The following is a 23,836-nucleotide window of genomic DNA, read 5'->3' as shown; positions in this document are numbered from 1 at the left end:
ATTGTCCGAGATGCTGCAAACTGATTATCGTCCGCTGCTGGACTCGTATGCATTTACTAATGGGATTACTCTGCGTAACCGCGTGGTTATGGCGCCTATGACTAACTTTTCTTCCAATGAGGACGGTACGGTCTCCAAGCCGGAACTGGACTACTATATCCGCCGCTCCAAAGGTGCAGGTATGGTCATCACGGCCTGTGTGTACGTTAGCCGGGGCGGCAAAGGATTCCACGGGGAGTTCGGCGGAGACCGCGACGAGCTGATCCCGAGCCTGCGCGAGCTGGCATCTGCGATTAAGGGTGAAGGTGCCAAGGCCGTGCTGCAGATTTTCCACGGCGGACGCCAGTGTCCGCCGGAGCTGCTGCCGGACGGGCAGACCGTCAGCGCCAGCGATGTTCCGGCAGAGCTGCCGGGCGGCGGCCAGGGACCTGCGCCGCGCACGCTGACCGATGAAGAGATTCAAGTAATCATCGCTGACTTCGGCGCAACTACCCGCCGGGCCATTGAGGCCGGCTTTGACGGCGTGGAGATTCACGGCGCAAACGGCTATCTGCTGCAGCAGTTTTTCTCGCCGCATTCCAACCGGCGCGAAGACCGCTGGGGCGGCAGCCTGGAGAACCGACTGAGCTTCCCGCTGGCTGTTCTGCGTGAAGTAAAACGCGTTGTGAACGAGTACGCCTCCTCTCCGTTCATCGTCGGCTACCGTTTCTCGCCGGAAGAACCGGAAACACCGGGAATTACAATGGCTGAGACGTTCGCGCTGATTGATGCGCTCAAAGAGGAAGGTCTGGACTACCTGCATGCTTCGCTGATGGAGCTGTGGTCGCTGCCGCGCCGCGGTACGGAAGACGCACGTCCGAGAATCGAACAGATTGTCGGACGCGTGGGCGGTGCTGTGCCGGTCATCGGCGTCGGCTCGCTATACAAGCCGGAAGATGCGCTTAAGAGCCTGGATACAGGCATTGAGCTGGTGGCACTCGGCCGCCCGCTGCTGATCGATCCTGACTATGTGCAGAAGCTTGCCGAAGGCCGCGCCGGCGACATCGCGACCGAGCTGGATACCACAGCCCAGGCTGAGCTGGTCATCCCGGACCCGCTTTGGGGCGCGCTTGTTAACACACCGGGCTGGCTGCCGCTGAAGGGGTAAGGAGCGGGCGGTTCCGTGCGCCGGCCTAGCGTTGAGGCTTTGGCGGCGGAACGAGTGGCGCCGGTGACGGCGGTCCCAGAGTAGTGGATTAAAGGGAAAAATCCCACTAATAGTGCCGTTGACGGCTCAAAAGTGTTGGATTAAAGGGGAAAATCCCACTAATAGCGCCGTTGTTGGCTCCGAAGTGGTGTAGTAAAGGGAAAAATCCCACTAATAGCGCCGTTGACGGCCCAAAAGTGGCGAACTAAAGGGAAGAATCCCACTAATAGCGCCGTTGACGGCCCAAAAGTGGCGAACTAAAGGGAAAAATCCCACTAATAGCGCTGCTGGCGGCTCCGAAGTAATGTAGTAAAGGGAAAAATCCCACTAATGGTGCCGTTGACGGCCCAAAAGTGGCGAACTAAAGGGAAAAATCCCACTAATAGTGCCGTTGGCGGCTCAAAAGTGTTGGATTAAAGGGGAAAATCCCACTAATAGCGCCGTTGACGGCCCAAAAGTGGCGAACTAAAGGGAAAAATCCCACTAATAGCGCTGCTGGCGGCTCAAAAGTCGCGGATTAAAGGGAAAAATCCCACTAATAGCGCCGTTGGCGGCTCAAAAGTGTTGGATTAAAGGGAAAAATCCCACTAATGGTGCCGATAGCTTGCCGGAGTGCTGATTTTGGCATGTTACAGGTGGTCCGGCATCAGCTCTGCCCATTGGTTCCGGGTTCCTGCCAGTCTTAGGCCCCGGGTAACAGACGCAGAGAGGGAGCTCCTCAGAAAAAATAAATTAGCACACAAAACAGCCCCCGGCCAAAAGCATCCGCTTCTGCCGGGGGCTGTTTTTATATCTCAAGCCGAGTTTGTACATCTGAAAATGCTGCACAACTGCCGCATAATTGCTGCACCATGAAATGAACCGGCGCTTTAACCAGCTGCCGTATGCCGGGTGGTAATTAGGCTTTTTGCTCAAACAGCTTGGCGATTTCTACGATTACATTTACAGCCTTCAGCATAACGTCGACCGAAGCGTACTCGAATTTGCCGTGGAAGTTCTCGCCGCCTGTAAAAATATTCGGCGTAGGCAGTCCCATATAGGACAGCTGCGAGCCGTCGGTGCCGCCGCGGATCGGGCGGATTACCGGTGTGATGCCGAGGTTTTCCATTGCTTCGTGGGCGATGTCGACGATATGGCGGACCGGCTCGATTTTTTCACGCATATTGTAGTACTGGTCGTTCATCTCCAGCAGCACGTTTTCATCGCCGTAAGTAGATTTGAATTCCTCGACAATAGAGGAGATATTCGCTTTACGGTTCTCGAAGCTTGCGCGGTCAAAATCACGGATAATATAAGCCAGCTTGCTCTGCTCCGCCGTACCCTGCATGGAGATCAGGTGGTAGAAGCCCTCGTAGCCGTCAGTAAATTCAGGCGCTTCGCCGGCAGGCAGTCTGAGGTGGAAGGCCATCGCGATTTTGGAGGAGTGTACCATTTTGCCTTTAGCGGTTCCGGGGTGGACGTTGACGCCTTTGAAGGTGATTTTGGCGGCAGCGGCGTTGAAGCTCTCATATTCCAGCTCACCAAGCGTTCCCCCGTCTACAGTATAAGCATAGCTGGCGCCAAAAGCGGCGACATCGAATTTATGCGGTCCGCGTCCAATCTCCTCGTCGGGAGTGAAGGCCACCCGGATTTTACCGTGCTTGATTTCGGGATGGGCGATCAGGTAAGCCATGGCCGTCATAATTTCGGCGATTCCTGCCTTGTTGTCTGCGCCAAGCAGTGTAGTACCGTCAGTTGTAATCAGGGTATGCCCTTTGTATTCAGGCAGCTCCGGGAAGCTGTCCGCAGACAGGACAATATTCAGTTCCTTGTTCAGCACGATGTCGCCGCCGTCATAATTTTCGACAAGTTGGGGCTTTACATGGGTGCCGGTAAAATCAGTTGCCGTATCCAGATGGGCCAGAAATCCGATTACCGGAACTTCCTTGTCGGTGTTAGCGGGCAGAGTTGCCATCACATAAGCATGATTGTCCACTGTAACCTCGGTTAATCCCAGCTCCAGCAGCTCGTCCACCAGCTTGCGGGCCAGCTCCATTTGTCCCGGAGTAGAAGGGCAGGTATCGTTCTCCTCATTCGACTGGGTATCCATCTGCGCATACGAAACAAACCGCTTGATCAGTTCATCCTTCACAGGTAAGTCATCTCCTCTTCTTTATATAACATCTAAGTACAGGATGCCCCGTACATAAGCCTGATAATTGCCGCAAAAGCAGGCTGTCCGGAATGTATCCGGTACAGCCGCTGCTTCTGCCTGCCGCAGTACTATAGTAACATGTTCCTGGCCGGGACTCATCTTTTGCGGGGATTCTGCCTGCTGCTCCACATGCCCGCTTAATTCCGGACCGGTGCAGCCGTTCACTTCGCTCCGATAAGCGAAGCGGACAAAAGATACCGTTCTGGTGCCGGACCGGCGTAGCCGAATGGATAGCAGGTGATCAGTGTAAGCACGGGGGTACTGCTTGGCTTAATCGCTCCCCGCGCCTCCCCGTCTACGATCGTGCTGCCTGTCACCTCATAAATGAACGTTCCGTCCACCGTCTCCACCTCAATTAAGTCATGTTTCTTGAGGTTTCCGATTCCGCGGAACACCGTATCCCGGTGGCCGGCGAGTACACTGTTGCCGTCTGCGCCGATTGCAGCGCTCCCGGCATAATGTCCGGCACCCTTTTTCAGCTGTGCCCGCTGTGTGCCCTCAAGAATTGCGACTCTTCGTTCCAGCGCCGGAAAGTAAATCTCCCCGATAACCTCCCCGTTGGCATACTCCGGCTTGGTGTTCTTTGTTGCCGGGGGGAGAGCCACCATTTCTGCCGGCAGGGGCGTTTCATCCTCCTGGATAACGGGCTGAAGGGCTTCCTCCCTCTTTTTTTCCCATTCATCGAGCGCCTGACGCGCTTCCGCGGGAGCCTTCAGGATCTGAAATACGGAATACAGCAGTACACACAAAGAGAGTATGAAGACCAGACGTACCGCGGCAATAGCAATCCCCGGACGCTGCTTCATACTCTCTCCCCCTGCTTTTGTTATTTCTTCGAGTTCAGCCTGCGCAGCAGGATGATACTTAGAATGCCGACTGCCATGCTGATCAGAATCAGGTTATACCAAGGCTCCGCGGTGTCAGGCAGTTCATCGCCGCCGTCCGGTCCGGAGAGCGGAAGCTCTTCATCGTCAATCACAACTTCCGGAGCTGGAGAAGGTGCAGCGGTACTTCCGGCATCGACACTGCCCGGGCCTGGAGACGGTAAGGCTTCACCGGTATCGCCATCCCCCTCGCCCAGTGGAACAGGCGGATCTGTTACAGTTACCTCACCGCTTCCAGGTGTAGCCGATGGTGTAGCCGATGGTGTTGCGGCTGAAGGCACCGGAGTCTGAATGCCACCCGGGTATGAGGTGATAACAGGAGTTGCCGTAGGTGATGCAGTTGCTGTTGGTGAATCAGTTGCGGCTGGAGAAGGTGTTGCCGTAGGTGAAGCTGTTTCCGATGGCGTTACGGTCGGAGCAGCCGATGGTGCCGGAGTTGCTGTTGGTGTTGCCGTTGCTGCAGGTGTGCTGCTTGGCCCCCCAGTCGGTTCAGGTGAAGCAGAGGCAGAAGGTACCGGGCTGGCTGATGATGTTGGCTCCGGTGACACGGCCGGCGTCGGGCTAGGGCCCGTTGTCGGCTGCGGAGCAGCAGAAGCAGTGAAATTAAAGGCCACACTGACCGCCTTCCCCTGAAACTCATTTCCTGCCTCGGCCGGGAAAATGACATCCATCTGAATGGCTTCCCTTCCTCCTCCCGGAAGTGAGCCGATGGCCACCCTTCCTTCAGCCTTGCTCATTACTCCCGAGTAGAGCGTTACTCCCTCTTTTTGCAGCTTCATTTGCAGGATATCGTACAGGTCAGCGTCTCCCGAGACAAAGGCAAAGTCTACAAAATACTCAAACGGCTCCGATCCTTCGTTAATCACTGTATACTCTGACGAGCCCGTATCCCCCGGCTGCATGTTGCCCATTGCCGCTGTGCTTGTAATGTGGGAATTGACTGTGAGCTTGATCGTATCCTCTGCGCTTACTCCTCCGGCATGCCAGATAACGCCGGTTACTACAAACAAGATATACGCGCCAATAATGGCGATAGGAACCTTCTTTTTCACCTGCCGCCCCCTTTCTTCTGGAACGCCATGCTGCTTCCGCACAGCTCGACAAAAAAACGCCTGTGTTCCGTTATTTCTCCACTGCCTGTCGAATGGAGTGGTATTTTGGAGTACCACTATTTTTCCGGAAAGGTCAGCGTATAAAAACGAATTCAAAACAGATAAGTGAATGCAAAAGTATGTATGTTCGTTATAACGAATAACTACAGTATAATCAATAAAGTAAATAAATAAAAACGCTATAAACGACTATATGGGCTTAAAAATAGCCTTTAATTAAAAATAATGCCAGCTTACCTCCGTATAACTGCTGCATTTAAATTATTTCTCTAATTATTACTTGCTATATTGTATTTTATTGAGAACAAGGGGATCGGCAGGACACAAAAAAAGCAAAACAATTAAGGGAGGGAACCTGTTAGGGTTCCTGCTCCTCATAATTGCCTTGCTGACTAACCCGGGAAAACTACAGATTTAGTTTTCTTTGAAAAGCTCTGCTACCAGTTCATAGGAACGCAGACGTGCAGTGTGATCGTAGATCTGGGAAGCAACGATGAATTCATCAGCATCGGTTTCTTCCAGAATCTGCAGAAGACGCTCTTTGAGATAGGCTTTATCACCGGCAATAGAATATTTCTGCTTATCAAGCAGCATGGCTCTTTCCTGCGGCGACCACAGCGGCTCCATGTCGTCAACCGGAGGCTGAAGCTTGCCGGTACGGCCGCGGATGATGTTCAGGAATTGCTGCTGCTGCGAAGTAGCGAGCCAGCGTGCGGCGGCAGTTGTATCAGCGGCGGTAACGCCGAGGCCGACCATAACATGCGGCTTATCGAGCACTGCGGACGGCTTGAAGCTGCTGCGGTACAGATGAAGCGCCGGCAGCAGATAATCCGGGGCAAAATGGCTGGCAAAAGCAAACGGCAAACCAAGCTGGCCTGCCAGCTGGGCGCTGAAGCCGCTGGAACCGAGCAGCCAGATTGGCACATTCAGCCCTTCGCCGGGTGTAGCACGCACCCCGAGCGGACGCGAACCGGCGCCATTCGGGTCAAAGTAGGCTCTAAGCTCGCTCAGCTGCTCAGGAAATTCGCTGCCGTCGCTGCCGAGGCCGCGCCGCAGCGCTCTTGCCGCTGCCTGGTCAGAGCCGGGCGCTCTGCCCAAACCTAAGTCGATACGCCCCGGGAACAGCGATTCCAGCGTCCCGAATTGCTCGGCAATCATCAGCGGCGCATGGTTGCTGAGCATGATTCCGCCTGAGCCGACGCGGATGCTTGTAGTTCCTGCGGCCACATGTCCGATAACGACAGAAGTAGCCGAGCTGGCGATGCCAGTCATATTATGATGCTCCGCCAGCCAGTAGCGGAGGTAGCCCCACTCTTCAGCATGGCGTGCCAAATCCAGTGTATTTTGCAGTGAATCCGCCGCTGTTCCGCCCTCTACAATCGGAGCGAGGTCCAGCACGGAGAATGAAAGATCCCGCAGTTGCTTCACAATAATCCCTCCAGTGATGAGAATTAAGCAATTTATAAGCTTACAGCAGTATTTGCAGCTATAAATAAATCTACCCGAAAATTATAACATGAAATAATAATATTTACACACTTTAAGTAAGCTTGTGGCAGCCGGGAAGTAGATACAACAGAAGCATAGCCTGGAAATTGCTTTTGATAACCTTTTCATAAAGAGCCTGCCTGAAGAATACAATCATCTGCCGGATAGAAGCGGAACCGGGCGGCTTTGATCCAGACATTCCTGGAATGAGCTGTGCATATCAAAAAATGCAGCAGAAAAAAATAATGTAAGCGCTACAATTTTACTATTGTCAATATCCGGGAGCCCTGCTATAATCGCCTTGAAAAGCTTTTCTAAAAAAAGGAAGTTAGCCTATGAAGCCAACAATTAAGGATGTTGCCCGGCTGGCGGAGGTGTCGATCAGTACGGTGTCCCGTGTAATGAACGCGCCTGAGACCGTTGTGCCGAGCAAGCGAAACAGGGTTATTGAGGCTATTAAAGAGCTGAAGTATCAGCCAAACGCGTTTGCCCGCGGCCTGATTTACAAGAAATCGAATACGCTGGGGCTGCTGATACCGGATATTGAGAATCTGTATTTTGCCGGTGTCATCCGCGGGATGCAGGATGCATGCATTAAGCTTGGATACAGCCTGATGATCTGCAATACCGACCGCGAGATGGAGCGCACGCTGTCCTACATTGATACGTTCCATGAGAAGCAGGTGGACGGGATTGTGTTCGCCAGTGATGTGCTGTACCCGGAATATTACGAGAAGCTGACGGATTGCAGGATTCCGTTTGTGCTGGTGTCGTCCCATTCCGATGAGTTCGAGGTTCCATCCGTTGAGGTAGATGATGAGCTGGCTGCGTATGATGCTGTAAAGTTCCTGATAGAGCTGGGGCACAGGGAGATCGGGATGATCGGCTTCAACCACGATAATTCCGTGTCCGGGCCGCCGCGTGCTGCCGGGTTCATCAGGGCACTGACGGAATGCGGGCTGGAGCGGAATACCGGAAAAATCAGATACGCTAACCACCGTTTTGAACACGCCTATCAGGCGGCACATGAGCTGTTCACCGATTACCCGGAGCTTAGTGCTGTGTTCTGTGTAGCTGATGAATTTGCAATGGGTACGATTTCGTATTTGAAGGACCGGAATATCCTCGTGCCGGGGCAGGTATCCGTTATCGGGTTCGACAACCTGCGGATGTCAGGGATGTTCATTCCGAAGCTGACGACGATCGCGCAGCCGATTTATCAGCTGGGCTACCGGGCTGCCGAGAAGCTGCATGAGCTGCTGAGTACAGGTGATGTTGCTGTAATGAAAGAAAAAATGGAGCATAGGCTGATTGTAAGAGAATCCTCCCGGGAAAAATGAACGCTGGCCGCATGCTCATGAAACACCGCCGCGGTAATTATAAGTATGGTGGCCCGGCTGTTTCCGCTTTAATGTGAAAAGCTTTTCAAGTCCCAACCGTTAATATAACCGCTTAAAGTAAGAGGTTTCCCCCGTTTCCGCAAAATTTTGGCTAATTGTGATATTGACGCCTCCTGTTTAAAAGACTATCCGTGAACGATCTATTTCAGAAAAGCAAAAATACATCAAGAGAATATAATTGGGAACGCATACATCATTTCTGAAACCTTATCAAGGAGGTGAATCAGCAGCCGGAGGCCGTAAATTCCGGGAGAGGTCAGGGCATAATGCAGTCTCTATTTCAATTATAAGGGGATGTATAAACAAATGAAAAAAGCTCCAGGACGTAAACTGTCGCTAGCCATGGTGCTGTGCTTATCCTTCACTATGCTGCTGAGCGGATGCGGCGGGAATAACAGCAATAATGCGGCACCAACTGATCCTCCGGCTGCTACGGCAGCACCAACAGCAGATAACAACCAGGAACCGACAAAAAGTGCAGAGCCTGCGGCTGCCGGATCTCCGCTTGAATTAGCGCTTAAGGGTGAATACAAAGGAACCAAGGTCACCATGTTCGGACCGTTCGTGGATGCGGATCAGGTGAAGTTCGAAAGCAGCATTAAGGAATTTGAAGAAAAAACCGGGATAGATATCCAGTACGAAGGTTCCAAGGAGTTTGAAGCGACCATTAATATCCGCGTTGACGGCGGCAATGCGCCCGACATCGCTGACTTCCCGCAGCCGGGACTGCTTGCTTCCATTGCCAAGACCGGCAAGGTGGTTGACCTGACAGGCGTACTGGATCAGGAGAAGCTGAAGAAAAACTACAATCAGAGCTGGCTGGATATGTCCACAATGGACGGTAAAGACGGCAAAATTATGGCCGGGATCTGGAACCGCAGCAATGTAAAGAGTCTGGTCTGGTATCCGAAAAAGCAGTTTGACGATGCAGGCTACACTGTCCCGCAGACGTGGGATGAGCTGATGGCCCTCACCGAGCAGATTGCCAAAGACGGAGATCCGGCCTGGGCGATCGGGATTGAGAGCGGTGCGGCTACCGGCTGGCCGGCAACAGACTGGGTCGAAAATATCATGCTGCGCACAACATCGCCTGAGAATTATGACAAATGGGTCAGCGGGGAGCTGCCGTTTACCTCTCCTGAAGTGAAGAACGCTGTGGAGATTATGTCAAAAATCTGGCTTAACGAGGATTATGTGTACGGCGGCGCCAAATCCATTGTAACTACCGCGTTCGGGGATGCGCCAAAGCCGATGTTCGAGAATCCGCCAAAAGCCTGGTTCAACCTGATCGGCAACTTTATCACCAGCTTCTTCCCGGAAACCGCCAAGGTGGACGTGGATTATGACTGGTTCTACCTGCCGCCGATCGATGAGCAGTATGGCAAGCCTGTACTTGTAGCAGGTGACATCTACGCCATGTTCAATGACCGTCCGGAAGTGCGTGCAGTAATGGAGTTCTTCACCACTGGTGAATCAATCAAGACCTGGGTGCAGTCGGGCGGCGTGGTTGCTCCTATGAATGATGCATCGCTTGACTGGTACCAGTCGGAGTCTGACCGCCGGATGGCCCAGCTGGTGCAGGAAGCCTCGACCCTGCGCTTTGACGGCTCTGACCTCATGCCGGGCAAGGTGGGTGCGGGTACGTTCTGGAAAGGTATGACTGACTATGTAAGCGGAACGGCGACGCTGGATCAGGCACTGGAGCAGATTCAGTCAGGCTGGAACAACTAGAGACAGGTACAGCAGCAGCGTTATTACGATGAAGAGGGGCAGGCAGCAGCGGCTTGCAGCCTGCCTCTCCTTTTCTAAATATAAGAATTTATATGTTTTACGCTATCAATAATCTTTATATTTCTCGCAGAAACGGTTACCGTTCCTTAAAGGAAGGCATGGCCGTTTCTACTTGTCTTATAGGAGTAGGAGGAGCTAATATGGATGCGCAAATAAAAGCAAAGCCTGGAGCTGCAGGTACACGGGCCAAGCAAAAAATCAGCGTCAGGGCAGTGCTGTTATCACTGGGTGTGCTGCTGGCGAACATTGTGGTGAACGGGCTGATCTTCCTCTTTTTCCGTGATTCCACGCTTAACCCGCTGGTGACTGCTGTGCTGGCTGTGCTGTGGGGCGTGCTGGGCGTTTATCTGATCTATTACACCCTGACCTGGGCAGCTGAGCAGTATCCGGATCACATCCGCAGAAAGGTACTGCCGTTTATTTTCGTCGGACCGGCGGTGCTGATTCTCGGCTGGCTGCTGATCCTGCCTGCGCTGCGGACGCTGTACCTGAGCTTTTTCAATGCCTCCTCGGAAAAGTTTGTCGGCTTCGGCAATTATGCGGCGATCTTCAGTGACCGGCTGATGGCCACCGCACTGCGCAACAACCTGCTGTGGGTATTTGTCGGAACGCTGGCCTGCGTGTGCCTGGGGCTGCTTATTGCTATTCTGGCCGACCGCAGCAGCTACGAAAAAATCGCCAAGTCGATCATCTTTATGCCCATGGCTATCTCCTTTGTGGCCGCGGGTGTCATCTGGAAGTTTGTCTATTATTATCAGCCGGGCAATGAGCAGATTGGACTGCTGAATGCAATGGTCACCTTTTTCGGCGGCGAACCGCAGGCGTGGACGAGTATGCTGCAGCCCTGGAACAATTTTTTCCTTATTGTCATCCTGATCTGGATGCAGACGGGGTTTGCAATGGTTATTTTCTCGGCGGCGATCAAGGGGGTTCCTGACGATATTCTGGAGGCCGCACGCGTCGACGGAGCCGGTGAAATCAAGATTTTCTTCGGCATTATGATACCGTTCATTTCCACCACCATTCTGACGGTGACCACCACCATTATTGTGTTTACATTGAAAATATTTGACGTCGTCATGGTGATGACGGGAGGTCAATACGATACAGAGGTTGTTGCGACACAGTTCTACCGGCAGTTTTTTATGTACCGCAATTTCGGGTACGGCTCGACGCTGGCCATTGTGCTCCTGATCGCCGTACTGCCTGTCATCCTGATTAATCTGCGCCAGTTCCGCAAGCAGGGGGGATTCTAAATGGTCGGTAAAAAGAAAAGAAAAGGCGGCAAGACCCTCGTTAATATCGTCCTTGGCGTCATCTGCTTCCTCTGGCTGCTTCCGACACTGGGTCTGTTTATTTCCTCCTTCCGACCGGCGGCAGATATTCTGCAGACCGGCTGGTGGAAGGTGTTCCCCCATCAGGAGTGGACGGCGGGCGAGACGGTGCAGCTGTCCAAGGATGTGGATCTGCGCGAACCGATAGAGGTGAACGGCAAGACCTACAGCGATGATGAGTTAAAGGCGGGCGTGAAGGAGGGCGGCAGCCGCCTGATCTGGGAAAACCGCCGGGCGCGCACGATTAATGTGCAGGAGCAGGGCTGGGAGACGGTCCCCGAGCTGACGCTCGACAATTACAACAATGTCCTGTCCGGAAAAGAGTACACGCTGAAGGAAGCGGACGGCAGTGAAACCAAGCAAAAGGGAACAGGCTTATCCCAGGCTTTCTGGAATACGCTGACGATTGCGGTCCCGGCTACCGTTATTCCGGTGCTGATTGCCTCTTTTGCCGCTTATGCTTTTGCCTGGCTGCGGTTTCCGGGCCGTAAAACACTGTTCGTCATCATTATTGCGATGCTGGTCATTCCGATTCAGGTCGCCCTGATTCCGGTGCTGAAGGATTACACGGCGCTGGGGCTGAACGGCAGCTATCTCGGGATTTGGCTGGCGCATACCGCATTCGGCCTGCCGCTGGTTACTTACTTCATGTATAACTTTATCAGCCAGCTGCCCAAGGATCTGTTTGAGTCGGCGTTTATTGACGGGGCGAGCCATTTTACCATATTCAGCAGACTGATTCTGCCGCTGTCCGTTCCGGCGCTGGCTTCCATTGGCATCTTCCAGTTCCTCTGGGTGTGGAACGATTACCTGGTGTCGCTGATCTTTATCGGCAACCAGCCGTCGGTGCAGGTCATGTCGATGAAAATCGCCGATCTGGTCGGTTCACGCGGCAACGACTGGCATCTGCTGACCTCGGCTGCGTTTATTTCGATGCTGATGCCGCTGGCCATTTTCTTCCTGCTGCAGAAGTATTTTGTCAGAGGGCTGATGGGCGGTTCCGTGAAAGGCTAACAGCGAATGGAGGAGAAGGACAGTCATGAAGATGAAGCCATATGAGCATCCGCCTGCACTATACCCGTACCGGGAATGGAGTCTGGGTGAGGATGCCTATGAGGAGGAATATAATCAGCGCAGTGAGAGCGTGTTTGCGCTCGGCAACGGCTATATCGGGATGCGCGGAAATTTTGAGGAGGGCTATCACGGAACGGCAGGAACAACGGTCTCCGGCAATTATTTAAACGGATTCTACGACTCAGAGCCGATTGTCTATCCGGAGGGAGCCTACGGGCTGCCTGCGGTCAACCAGTCGATGCTGAATGTGACGGATGCACGGATTATCGGGCTGGAGATTGAGGGCCAAGCGTTCCGGATGGACAGCGGAAAGGTGCACAGCTTCCGGCGGTGGCTGGATATGCAGACCGGCCTCCTGCACCGCGAGGTGGAGTGGGAGTCGCCCGCCGGGCACCGCGCGAAGCTGGTCATCCGGCGGATGGCTTGTCTGCGGCACAAGCATCTGGCCGCGATTGATTACGCCGTGACGGCGCTGAACTTCGCCGGCACGCTGCGGTTTGTTTCGGCGCTGGACGGGGAAATCCGCCGGTCCGAGGCCAGCGCTGATCCGCGGCTCGGCTCCGGCGGCGCCGAGCCGAGCCTGCTGCCGGAGGACAGCGGCTATGATGAGGCCGCTGGGGTATTGTGGATGCGGCAGCGGACGCGGCATACACGGTTTGCGCTGCTGACGGCGGCAAGCCACAGGCTGCAGGCGGCGTCTGGCCGCGAGCTGCAGCGGCAGCTGGGCGGCCAGCGCATCTCGGCCGGCTATGCGGCCGAGGTGCAGCGCGGGGAAACCGTTATATTGACGAAATATATAACATATCACACCTCGAAGGATTACCCGGAGGAGGAGCTGCGGGAGCGGAGTAGAGATGTGCTGGAGATGGCGGAAGGCTGCGGGTTTAACGGGCTTGCGGATGAGCAGCGCGCGTATCTTGATCGGTTCTGGGCACATACCGATGTGGAAATCAAAGGTGATCCGGCGCTGCAGCAGGGCATCCGCTTCAATCTGTTCCAGCTGCTGCAGTCTACCGGCCGGGATGGCGTAACCAACATTGCCGCCAAGGGACTGACCGGCGAAGGGTATGAGGGGCATTATTTCTGGGACACGGAAATGTACATGCTGCCGTTCTTCACCTACACCCAGCCGGAGATAGCCCGGAGGCTGCTGGAATTCCGCTATGCCACGCTGGATAAGGCGCGGGAGCGGGCGGCCGAGCTGTCACAAAAAGGGGCGCTGTACCCATGGCGCACCATTGACGGAAGTGAGAACTCCGCCTATTTCCCGGCAGGAACGGCCCAGGCTCATATTAATGCCGATATTGCCTACGGAATTAAGCAGTATGTGCAGGCGACAGGGGATGTGGAGTTCCTGGTCAGCCGTGGAGCGGAAATCCTGTTTGAGACCTCGCGCTTTTGGGCGGACCTGGGGTTCTTCAATCCGGGGCGCGGCGGAGCCTTCTGTATTAACGGAATCACTGGGCCGGATGAGTATACAGCCATTGTTAACAATAATGCCTATACGAATCTGTTAGTCCAGAATCAGCTTACTTACGCTTATGAGACAGTCCATCTGCTGGAGAGGGAGTATCCGGCGGATTACGCACGGCTCCGCCAGACGATAGGCTTGACTGACGGGGAGGCGGAGGTGTGGAAGGAAGCCGCTGACCGGATGTTCATCCCGTTTGATGAGGGGCTGGGCATTTACGCCCAGGATGACACCTTTCTAAGTAAGCAGAAATGGGATTTTGAGCATACACCTGCGGATAAATACCCGCTGCTGCTGCATTTTCATCCGCTGGTGATCTACCGTCATCAGGTGCTGAAGCAGGCGGATCTCGTCATGGCCATGTTCCTGCTTGGAGACAAGTTCCGTCTGGTTGATAAAATCCGTAACTACCAGTACTATGAGCCGCTGACGACCCATGACTCTTCATTGTCGCCCTGCATCCACAGTATTATTTCGGCCGAGATCGGCGATCTGGCTGCGGCTTACGGCTATTTTGACCGTACTGTCCGGATGGATCTGGATGACATTAACCGCAACGCCAAGGACGGGCTGCATATGGCTGCGATGGCCGGGTCCTGGATGTCGATCGTGAACGGGTTCGGCGGCCTGCGGCTGGTGGACGGAATGCTGTGCTTCGATCCGGCGCTGCCGGAGCAGTGGCAGGGCTTCCGCTTCAAGGTTACCGCCGGCGGCCAGCTGCTCGACGTCGGCATTGATGGCGAGGCAGTGGTTTATACGCTGCTGGAAGGCAGTGGGCTGCAGATTAAGCACCGCGGCCAGCCTGTGCTGCTGCTTCCGCAGCAGCCGGTGCGCCTGCCGCTCGCCCGGCAGCTGGAGGCGGTGATTTTTGATCTGGACGGCGTGATCACCGATACCGCCGAGCTGCATTATCAGGCCTGGCAGGCACTGGCTGACGAGCTGGGTATCCCGTTCAGCCGGGCGAAGAACGAACGGCTGAAGGGTGTGAGCCGCATGGAATCGCTGGACATTGTGCTGGAGGACAGCCCGTTTAGGCTATCCGTTACTGAGCGCCTGGCACTGGCGGAGCGGAAAAACGCCAGCTACAGGCAGCTGCTGGAGCAGCTGACGCCGGCAGATCTCCTGCCGGGAATCCCGGAGCTGCTGGATGCTCTTACGCAGCGGGGCATCGCCTGCGGGCTGGCCTCGGCCAGCCTGAATGCGCCGCTGATTCTGCAGCGGCTCGGTATCGGCAGCCGGTTACAGGCCATCGCCGATCCGGCGGCTCTGCAAAAGGGCAAGCCCGATGCGGAGATCTTCCTCACCGCAGCGGAGCTGCTGGGAGTGCCGCCGCAGGGCTGCATCGGTGTAGAGGACGCGGCGGCCGGGATCACCGCGGTCAAAGCCGCCGGCATGCGCGCCGTCGGCATCGGCAGCCGGCAGCAGCTCGGCGCGGCCGATCTGCTGCTGTCTTCCACCGCAGAGCTGACGGTGGAACGGCTGCTGGCACTGTTTGCTGGCAGCGGTCAGGGGAGTGAGCGGGCGGGAAAGCAGGAGTGAGCAGATAAGTGGCAGTAAGGGCAGCGGTGGCAGTAACAGTAGCAGTAAGGACAGCACTGAATGTGACAACGCAGCAGCAAGTACTCTGGAGGATACTAAAGGAGCCTGCCCTCCACCTGTTTGTGGGGGCAGGCTTCCCGTTTGTTGGCGAGGACAACTGAGGAGCTTTGTTCGGCCGCGCGGATTAAAGTTTGCTGGAATAGCAAGACACAGCTGCAATAACACTCTGCAGTAAACATACATGTCGCTTCTCGTTGAATAAGTATGCTAATCTGCAGCAACACCTACATCCCCCTGCAATCTAACCTGCAAGCCCCGCTGCAAGACTCGCATTCGCTAAACAATGAGCCTGTATTTCGTTCTGCAACAACACACACGACACTCCCGATAACCCGCACACCGCTCTGCAATAAACAAACTAGCTCCTCCGTAATACCACTTTGCTGCTTCAATCCGCGTATCGCCTCATTTATCCTCTCCAACTTTCGATGCAGCTTCTCCCCCTGTTCCTGCGAGAAATTAGGTATAAATTCGGCACTTAATCCTGCACTTTTGGCTCGGTTAAGCAATCTAAGTGGATTTTCGGCATCTAATTTGGCTGGTTTTCTGTTTTTGCGGTGTGATGTGAGCTTTTAAGTGACATTTTTCCACTTAGTTTTATTATGGGCGGGGAAACGGGAGAATTAGGTGGCGATTTTACACTTAGATTCTAAGGGGAAACGGAAGGGGAGGCCGAACAGGCCGTTTTTGCATACAATTTCCTGTTGAGCGCTGATTTTCCGCCTGAAACAGCAGAGTGATGCCGATTAACTGATGCTGATTCAGCCAAAGCCATCCTATGCACGGCTTCCGTCACTTTTACATTCCCGCTCATTAGCCGTTGCAGTCTATTTGGCCTCCACAGCCTGGTTCGCAACTTGTTCTGAAGCATCCCAAACGCCTGCCTAAACACCTGGTTACTCAAGCAACCACTCCTAATAATTAGGAGTGGTTGCGAAATGTACGACTAATTATCATATGCTGTCGAAAGAGACGTTAGCGTGTCGTATACAGTACGTTGGGGATGAACCAGACAGTGTGGTGACCCGGACGTTGGAATGGAGTTGTACGCAGCAGAGGTCGTCAGGGTTCTGCCTCATTGTCCCGCCAGATCGCCGCACAGAGCCGTCAAAGTAGTCGCCCCACCGTAAGTGCCGTTACCCCATTGTCAGGTCATCGTCCTTCTGTCGGCTCTTTCGCCCCAACGTCAGTGCCGTCACCTCACCGTTAGACCGTCGCCTACCGTCAGATTCGTTCCTCCCTCAAGTCGTCGCCCCTTCCTCCAGCTCCACTGGCAGCACATACTGCGGGGCGACCGGCTGGCCGTGGACCTGGCGGATGATCAGCTCGACGGCCAGCCTGGCCATGGCCTCGATCGGCTGGCGGATGGTGCTGAGCGCAGATCCGAGTATGCTGCGCAGGGCGATGCCGTCATAGCCGACGATCCGCACATCCTCCGGCACCCGCCGGCCGTGCTCGCGGCAGGCCTTGAGCGCATAGGCCGCGATAATATCGCTGCCGGCAAAGATGCCGTCCGTGCCGGGCTGCTCGCGGAACAGCTGCGCCAGCAGCCGCTCGTAGGCCTCGACATCGAAGCTGTTGTCATCCGTATGCAGCAGGGCATACGGGATATTGTGCGCTCCGGCCGTAGCGGCGAACGCCTCAAAGCGGAGGCCTGACAAAATGTTCAGGCCGGGATGGCCGCCGATATGGGCCAGCTGGCGGCAGCCTTTTTCAATGAGCAGACTGGTTGCCAGCACACCGCCCTGGTAGTTATCGGAACAGACATAAGGGATGTCCGGCGAAATCTGCCGGTCGAAGGTAACGAGAGGCAGATTCATCTGCTGGTAGGCCCCCACCTCCAGTGTGTGGCTGCCCATAATAATGCCGTCGACCCGGCTGGCGCGCAGCATATCGATGTATTCCAGCTCCTTGTGCTTGTCCTGCCGGGAATTGCAGAGCAGCAGCTTGCAGCCGCTGCGGTAGGCATACTCTTCAATATAGCCGGTAAGCTCCCCGAAAAATGGATGGGCCACGCTGGGAATGATCAGTCCGATAATATTTGACCTTGAACGGCTGAGTGAACGGGCCAGCTCATTGGGGCGGTAGTTCAGCTCGTCCATGGCCTGCAGCACCTTCTTTTTCAGTTCCTCGCTTAAATAGCCCCTGTTGTTCAGCACCCGGGATACGGTCGTGGCCGAGACGCCCGCTTTTAGCGCCACGTCTTTAATTGTAGGCATGTTAAGCCTCCTGTCCTGAGCGGTTCTTAGCAGCTTTATTCTATCGTGATGCCGGGGTTTATGTCTATTTCCGCACCACTTTACCGAACGGATGACTATTATTGTAGAGTGCCTGCAAACCTTCCTTTTTTTGTATGTTTATAATTCAAAGTATCTAGATATTTACGCTATTCTTTATTTCAAAAATTAGTGTTTCATCCTATAATTAAAGATAAGAAAGTCATATACTGCCACACTACACATCTACTCTCAATTAGCCTATACATAAGCAGCATGTCCCGAACTGAATGGCTTTTAACGTTTTCCTGAACGAAAGAGGATGGGGAAAGAATTCGGCGAATGAGATATTGCCGAAACCTTCCGTTTTTAACTTTGAGGTGGATGAATGGGAGTGTGCAAATGGACTTAAGACAAACCGGTCTCAAGGTATTCCGGAGCCTCCTGCTGCTAATGATGCTCTGCGGGATTTTCTATCAGCCTGCACAGGCAAGTGCAGAAGAGCTGCCCCCCAAGAATGTGCTGGTGCTGCATTCCTATCATAAAGGGTTTGCCTGGACGGACGAGCAGGGGACCGGCATTGAGCAGACGCTCAAGAGTGCGCCGGGACAGCCGCTGATCTACAGTGAGTATATGGATTGGAAACGTTACCCCGGTGCAGACAACCTTAAGCAATTTTATCAGACAATTAAGCTGAAATATCAGTCCGTGCATATTGATGCCGTTCTGACCACGGATGATGCTGCACTGAGCTTCGCTATCAAATACCGCCAGGAAATTCTCGACAATGCACCGATTATCTACAGCGGCATTAATGAGCTGGGTGCAGAGAGCCTGGGGGATCCCGGCAATATTACCGGTGTTATTGAAAAGATCAACCCGGCACGTACGATTGATATGGCACTCGAGATTAACCCGTCAGTTAAACAGGTGTATATTTTATATGACAATACAGAAAGCGGCCTGTCCACCGGCAAAATGGTAATGGAGCAAATCTCCACACTACACCCGGACCTGCAGCTGCATCCGTTGAACCGTTTTTCCAGACAAGAGATCCTTGATCAGGTGTCCGCACTTTCCTCTGATAGTGTTGTTCTTATGACTACATACTACAGCGATTCGACGGGGCGCACGTTAGAGTTCGACCGGTTTGCGGGCGAGCTGGGTGAGAGCAGCAGTGTGCCGGTATATCATATTTATGATTTCGGCCTGAATCACGGCGCCTTCGGCGGCAGCCTGATCAGCGGCCTGATCCAGGGACGGACTGCTGCCGGGCTGGCCGTGCGGATTCTCGAGGGGGAACAGGCGGACAATATTCCTGTCGTGAATAACAGCAGTGTCCGCAGTGTTTTTGACTACAACGAGCTGCAGCGGTTCGGAGTCTCTGTCAAAAAGCTGCCGCAAGGCAGCGAGGTGATCAACAAGCCATTCTCCTTTTATGAGACGTATAAGACGCTGGTGCTGGGCATTATCGCCGCGTTTGCCGTTCTGGTATCCTTTATTCTGATCCTGCTGTTTTATGTACAGCTTGTGAAGAAGATCCGCAGTAATCTGGAAAAAAGCAATGAGCGTTTCGCCGTCGCGACCTACGGCTCGGATGCAGTGATCTGGGATGTCGATATGTCGAGCATGACCTATTATTTCTCGGACAGCTGGTACGAGCTGCTCGGATATGAACGGGATGAATTAAATGAGGCCCGTAACGGATGGATGGAGCTTATCCATCCTGAGGATGCGGAGGATGAGAGCCGCCAGCGTGCCAACCATCTGGAAGGCCGGACCTCCTATTACTACAGTGAGTTCCGGGTACGCTGCAAAACGGGAGAGTATAAGTGGTTTCAGACGCGCGGCAAAGTACTCCGTAATTCTTCAGGCGGATTTGTCCGTTTTGCCGGATCCATGGTAGATGTGACAGACCGCAAGGGCTACGAGAGCAAGCTGCAGATGAGCTATCAGGAGCTGGAATCCACCTATGAGGAGCTTACCGCGCTGCAGGACGAGCTGCTCGAACAGTATACCAAGGTAGTAGAGAACCAGTCGCTGCTGCAGACCAGCGAGGAGAAGTACCGGCTGCTGGCCTACAACGATGTGCTCAGCGGATTGCCGAACCGGCTGTCGCTGGCTGAAGCGCTGGAAGTATTCATTAAGGAGCATAACGGCGGACACGCGGCCCTATTCTTTCTTGATATTGATAATTTCAAATATATTAATGATACACTGGGCCATACCTTTGGCGATGAGCTGCTGGTAAAGGTCGGTGAGCGGCTGCTGCAGCTGGGGGATGAACGCAGCAGATATTTCCGGTTCGGCGGAGACGAGTTCGTCATCCTGTTCCAGGATAACAGGGGCTTCAGTGAAATTATCGCTTATGCAGAATCAATTGTGCAGGGCTTCAGGGAACCGTTTGAGCTGCATGCCAGCGTTGTGCATATTTCCACCAGCATCGGGATCGCCCAGTATCCGGAGAACGGAAGTGACGCGGAAGAGTTGCTGAAGAATGCGGATATTGCGATGTACAAGGCCAAGGAAGCGGGCAAAGGAACGTATGTGGTCTACGGGCGGGACATGCAGCAGCATTTTGACGAACGGATGGTTATTGAATCCCATCTGCGCAGCGCCATAACCAATCAGGAGCTATCCCTGCATTATCAGCCGCTGGTGGACACTGCTTCCGGAGAAATCTGGGGGTTTGAGGCACTGATACGCTGGAACAGCCCGGTACTGGGCTTTGTTTCCCCGCTCTCCTTCATCAAAATCGCCGAGGACTGCCGGCTGATTGTGCCGATCGGTGAATGGGTGCTCCGTACAGCCTGCCGCTTCATTAAAGAACTGAACAGCCAGAGTCATGGCAGGGACTCCCATATCTCTGTGAACATTTCAGTTATCCAGCTGATGCTGGAGAATTTCACCGATATGGTGCTGGGCATCCTGCAGGAGACCGGGCTGCCGCCGGAATACCTGGAGCTGGAAATTACGGAGTCTATTTTTATGGAATCCTTTGAGGCCATCAGCTCGAAGCTGGAGTCGCTCAAGGAGAAGGGGATCGGCATTGCCCTGGATGACTTCGGGACAGGCTATTCCTCCCTCAGCTATCTGAAGCAGCTGCCGATCACCACACTGAAGATCGACAAGTCGTTTATCGACAGCGTTGATTCGCCTAACAATATGTCGCTGGCCCGTTCGATTGTCACCATCGGGCATGATATGGGACTTAAGGTTACGGCAGAAGGTGTGGAGACGCCGGACCAGCTCGCTTTTCTGGAGCGGACCCGCTGTGACAAGATTCAGGGCTACTACATCAGCCGGCCGATTCCGCAGAAGGATGTGGCCAAATGGGTGAAGGAGCGGCGGGTGGGCTGACACCTGATTTCCCGCATCAGCCTGGGTATTGATAGTCTCTCATAAATATAGAAAAGGCTGCTGTCCTCACATAAAGGACAGCAGCCTTGTTATCGTTATACAAATTAAGGCGCGACAGCCTCCGCCTCAATTTCGATCAGCAGCTGCGGATCAATCAGCGCCTTGACCTCAACCATCGTGGCCACCGGCTGAATATCACGGAAAAATTCACCGTGCGCCCTGCCATATTCCTCCCATTGTGAGATGTCCGTAACATACATTCTAGTTCTGACTACGTGATTCAGACCTGCGCCAAGATCCTTCAGTGCCTGCTCAATCGTCTGCAGAATGAACTTCGTCTGTTCATAGGGATTGCCGGCAAAGGCGACTTCTCCATTCCGCATGGCTGTAGTCCCCGCTACTTCAATCCGGTCTCCGATCCGGAGTGCCCGGCAGTAGCCTACAGATGACTCCCAGGGCGATCCTGTAAATACCTGCTTGCGTTCCATTCTACCTTCCCCGCTTTCCGTTCAAATAGCTCTGTGTACATCTTCATCTATCACCCAACTATTTTAAAAGCCTGCGCACCAGACTAATCTTATTGCCATAAGGCGGATATACGATGCCGGGATCAACCTTCGCGCTGCGTTTCACAACGCTCTTGCGGTGTGAGAACAGGTCAAAGCTATGCTTGCCGTGGTAGCCGCCGATGCCGGAGTTGCCGACGCCGCCGAACGGCAGGCGGGAGCTGGCAACATGGCTGATTGTATCGTTCACACAGCCTCCACCGAAAGAGACGCTGCCAAGCACCTTCTGCTCTGCCTGCTTGTCTTCGGTAAATAAATACAGTGCCAGCGGCTTGGGCCGTTGTTTAATGCTGCTGATGGCTTCCTCCAGCCGGTCGAATTCCAGGATCGGCAAGACAGGACCAAAGATTTCATCCTCCATCAAAGCGTCGCTCCAGTCAGCCGGATGGAGCAGGGTCGGCTCAATATATAGGTCTCCGGCATCCACCGTACCGCCCATAATCACCTTGGAGCGGTCCCGGCCGATCAGCCCGGCGATCCGCTGGAGCTGCCGTTCGTTAACAATCCGCCCGTAATCCGGGCTGGTGCGGGCATCATCCCCGTAAAAGGCGGTGATCTGCTGCTTCATCAGCTCAATCAGCCGGCCGGCAACCCCGCTGTGAACCAGCAGATAATCCGGCGCGATGCAGGTCTGACCGGCATTAATCAGCTTGCCCCAGACAATCCGCTTGGCCGCTGTTTCCAGATTGGCGCTTTGGTCAACGATGACCGGGCTTTTGCCGCCAAGCTCCAGGGTTACAGGTACAAGCTGCTTGGCGGCAGCCTCCATGACGATCCGGCCGACAGCGACACTGCCGGTGAAGAATATGTAGTCAAATTTAGCGTGAATCAGCAGATTGGTGGTTTCCTTCTCGCCCTGGATAACCCGGATATAACCAGGTTCAAAGGTTTCATGGATCATGTCCTCAATCACGGCTGATACTGCCGGCGTACTCTCTGACGGCTTGAGAACAGCGCAGTTACCGGCGGCAATGGCTCCGATCAGCGGCTCGATCAGCAGCTGAAACGGGTAATTGAACGGGCCGATAATGAGCACGGTGCCGTAAGGCTCGCTGAGGATCAGGCTTTTGGACGGAAACATATGCAGCGGCGATTTGACCTTTACAGGCTTCGCCCAGCGCCGCACATGCTTCATCATGTAGCTAATGCTCTCCAGGGTGAAGCCGATTTCTGTGGCATAGGCTTCGAATTCGCTTTTGTGCAGATCCTGGCGGAGCGCTTCAATAATACGCGGCTCATACCTGCGGATGGCTTCTTTCAGCTTCTGCAGCTGGGCGACCCGGAAGCCGGGCTCTTTCGTAACCCCGGTATCAAAATACTCCCGGTGGACACCCAATAGCTTGCTGATGCTGTGTTCAGTTGTTTCAGGCATAGCTAATCCCTCCTGGCGTGAATCAAATCGTTATTTGTCCTGGCCGGCAGCCGGCTGGTCTGTACGGATGTATTCATGCATTGCGGCCTGGTTCAGCAGCGTAATCCGGCTTCCGCTGAACTCGATCCAGCCCATATCGCGCAGGTACCCCATTTCGCGGGAGAGTGACGGACGGGCTGTATTCAGATGCTCAGCCCACTCTTTGCGGCTGAATGGCAGGCGGATCTGATCAGAGGCTTGCTGTACCGCCTGCTCCAGCAGAAAATAAATCATCCGCCGCCGCAAGGGGCCCGCCGATAGGATCTCAATTTTACGGTTGACGAGCACCAGGCGTTCGGAGAGATTTTCGATAAACCGGGTCAGAATGTCCGTATCGGCTGAGAACAGCCGCAGCAGCTCGTGCTTGCTGATGAACATGACCTGGCAGGGGCCGGTGGCGGTGACGGTGGCCGGAACGAGATTTTCCTTGCGGAACAGCACGGCCTCGCCGATGGTCTGGCCCGCACTCAAGTGGGCGATCGTGACCCCGCTTCCGCTCGGATGGGTTTTCTGCACCTCAACCCGCCCGGAGAGGATGATGCCGATCCGGTCTGCAGTATCGCCCTCGGCGAAGATCAGCCTATTTTTCTGGTAAGCAGTTACTGTATAAATCATCTTGTGCAGGAGGTGCTCCAATTCTTCCGCAGACTTGCCCCGGAACAGCAGACAGGACTGCAGGACGGCAGGGTCAGGTATCATCGGTTTCCTCCAAATTAAAATTTAAACGGTAACATCCGTTACCGAATGTAT

At 54.3% G+C, this 23,836-nt stretch carries 17 protein-coding genes; 8 read left to right on the top strand and 9 right to left on the bottom strand.

The genetic code is table 11. The features are described 5' to 3' along the window. Positions 1–10: 10 nt before the first annotated feature. Positions 11–1,147 (top strand): NADH-dependent flavin oxidoreductase, encoded by a 1,137-nt coding sequence (locus NST84_RS29165; RefSeq protein WP_342563496.1) that lies wholly within the window; start codon positions 11–13, stop codon positions 1,145–1,147. 937 nt (positions 1,148–2,084) lie between these two features. Here NST84_RS29165 and pepT read toward each other — a convergent pair. From pepT to NST84_RS29140, 5 genes are all read right to left on the bottom strand, one after another. Beyond that, positions 2,085–3,317, bottom strand: coding sequence for a peptidase T (gene pepT, locus NST84_RS29160; protein ID WP_342563495.1), 1,233 nt, complete (start codon positions 3,315–3,317; stop codon positions 2,085–2,087). A 21-nt stretch (positions 3,318–3,338) separates the two neighbouring features. Beyond that, positions 3,339–3,545 (bottom strand): hypothetical protein, encoded by a 207-nt coding sequence (locus tag NST84_RS29155; protein WP_342563494.1) that lies wholly within the window; start codon positions 3,543–3,545, stop codon positions 3,339–3,341. Beyond that, positions 3,542–4,186 carry a sortase gene (locus NST84_RS29150; RefSeq protein WP_342563493.1) on the bottom strand — a complete coding sequence of 215 codons (645 nt, stop codon included), beginning with the start codon at positions 4,184–4,186 and terminating at the stop codon, positions 3,542–3,544. The genes NST84_RS29155 and NST84_RS29150 overlap by 4 nt, the downstream gene beginning before the upstream one ends. A gap of 20 nt (positions 4,187–4,206) precedes the next feature. Continuing rightward, positions 4,207–5,316 carry a hypothetical protein gene (locus NST84_RS29145; RefSeq protein ID WP_342563492.1) on the bottom strand — a complete coding sequence of 370 codons (1,110 nt, stop codon included), beginning with the start codon at positions 5,314–5,316 and terminating at the stop codon, positions 4,207–4,209. A gap of 474 nt (positions 5,317–5,790) precedes the next feature. Then, a complete protein-coding gene (locus NST84_RS29140) occupies positions 5,791–6,804 on the bottom strand; it encodes an LLM class flavin-dependent oxidoreductase (protein WP_342563491.1) in 1,014 nt (337 codons plus the stop codon). A gap of 395 nt (positions 6,805–7,199) precedes the next feature. Here NST84_RS29140 and NST84_RS29135 point away from each other — a divergent pair, with 395 nt between their 5' ends. From NST84_RS29135 to NST84_RS29110, 6 genes are all read left to right on the top strand, one after another. Then, positions 7,200–8,204, top strand: a complete 1,005-nt coding sequence (locus tag NST84_RS29135) for a LacI family DNA-binding transcriptional regulator (protein WP_342563490.1) — start codon at positions 7,200–7,202, stop codon at positions 8,202–8,204. 366 nt (positions 8,205–8,570) lie between these two features. Continuing rightward, positions 8,571–9,995, top strand: coding sequence for an ABC transporter substrate-binding protein (locus tag NST84_RS29130; protein ID WP_342563489.1), 1,425 nt, complete (start codon positions 8,571–8,573; stop codon positions 9,993–9,995). Between the two features lie 200 nt (positions 9,996–10,195). Beyond that, positions 10,196–11,311, top strand: a complete 1,116-nt coding sequence (locus NST84_RS29125; RefSeq protein ID WP_342563488.1) for a sugar ABC transporter permease — start codon at positions 10,196–10,198, stop codon at positions 11,309–11,311. After that, the gene (locus NST84_RS29120; protein WP_342563487.1) at positions 11,312–12,403 is read left to right on the top strand and encodes a carbohydrate ABC transporter permease; all 1,092 of its coding nucleotides are present in this window, start codon (positions 11,312–11,314) and stop codon (positions 12,401–12,403) included. It abuts the gene before it with no gap. 25 nt (positions 12,404–12,428) lie between these two features. After that, positions 12,429–15,473 (top strand): beta-phosphoglucomutase, encoded by a 3,045-nt coding sequence (gene pgmB / locus NST84_RS29115; RefSeq protein WP_342563486.1) that lies wholly within the window; start codon positions 12,429–12,431, stop codon positions 15,471–15,473. An 8-nt stretch (positions 15,474–15,481) separates the two neighbouring features. Then, complete coding sequence (locus NST84_RS29110; RefSeq protein WP_342563485.1) at positions 15,482–15,634, top strand: hypothetical protein; 153 nt, start codon at positions 15,482–15,484, stop codon at positions 15,632–15,634. A gap of 1,140 nt (positions 15,635–16,774) precedes the next feature. Here NST84_RS29110 and NST84_RS29105 read toward each other — a convergent pair. Next, positions 16,775–17,752 (bottom strand): LacI family DNA-binding transcriptional regulator, encoded by a 978-nt coding sequence (locus NST84_RS29105; protein ID WP_342563484.1) that lies wholly within the window; start codon positions 17,750–17,752, stop codon positions 16,775–16,777. A 399-nt stretch (positions 17,753–18,151) separates the two neighbouring features. Between NST84_RS29105 and NST84_RS29100 the strand changes: the two genes are divergently transcribed. Next, the gene (locus NST84_RS29100; protein ID WP_342563483.1) at positions 18,152–21,109 is read left to right on the top strand and encodes an ABC transporter substrate binding protein; all 2,958 of its coding nucleotides are present in this window, start codon (positions 18,152–18,154) and stop codon (positions 21,107–21,109) included. A gap of 104 nt (positions 21,110–21,213) precedes the next feature. On the opposite strand, the gene NST84_RS29095 is transcribed toward NST84_RS29100, so the two are convergent. From NST84_RS29095 to NST84_RS29085, 3 genes are read right to left on the bottom strand one after another with little or no spacing between them, the layout of a single operon-like run. Beyond that, positions 21,214–21,597: a RidA family protein gene (locus tag NST84_RS29095; protein ID WP_342563482.1), complete on the bottom strand. Its 384-nt coding sequence runs from the start codon at positions 21,595–21,597 to the stop codon at positions 21,214–21,216. A 58-nt stretch (positions 21,598–21,655) separates the two neighbouring features. Next, a complete protein-coding gene (locus tag NST84_RS29090) occupies positions 21,656–23,047 on the bottom strand; it encodes an aldehyde dehydrogenase (RefSeq protein WP_342563481.1) in 1,392 nt (463 codons plus the stop codon). Positions 23,048–23,077: 30 nt separating this feature from the next. Continuing rightward, positions 23,078–23,785: a Crp/Fnr family transcriptional regulator gene (locus tag NST84_RS29085; protein WP_342563480.1), complete on the bottom strand. Its 708-nt coding sequence runs from the start codon at positions 23,783–23,785 to the stop codon at positions 23,078–23,080. Positions 23,786–23,836: the final 51 nt, after the last annotated feature.

It is taken from the genome of Paenibacillus sp. FSL R7-0345 (genome assembly GCF_038595055.1).
In the GTDB taxonomy this organism is placed as follows: Bacteria; Bacillota; Bacilli; order Paenibacillales; family Paenibacillaceae; genus Paenibacillus_AQ.
This window is presented reverse-complemented; position numbering and strand designations above follow the sequence as displayed.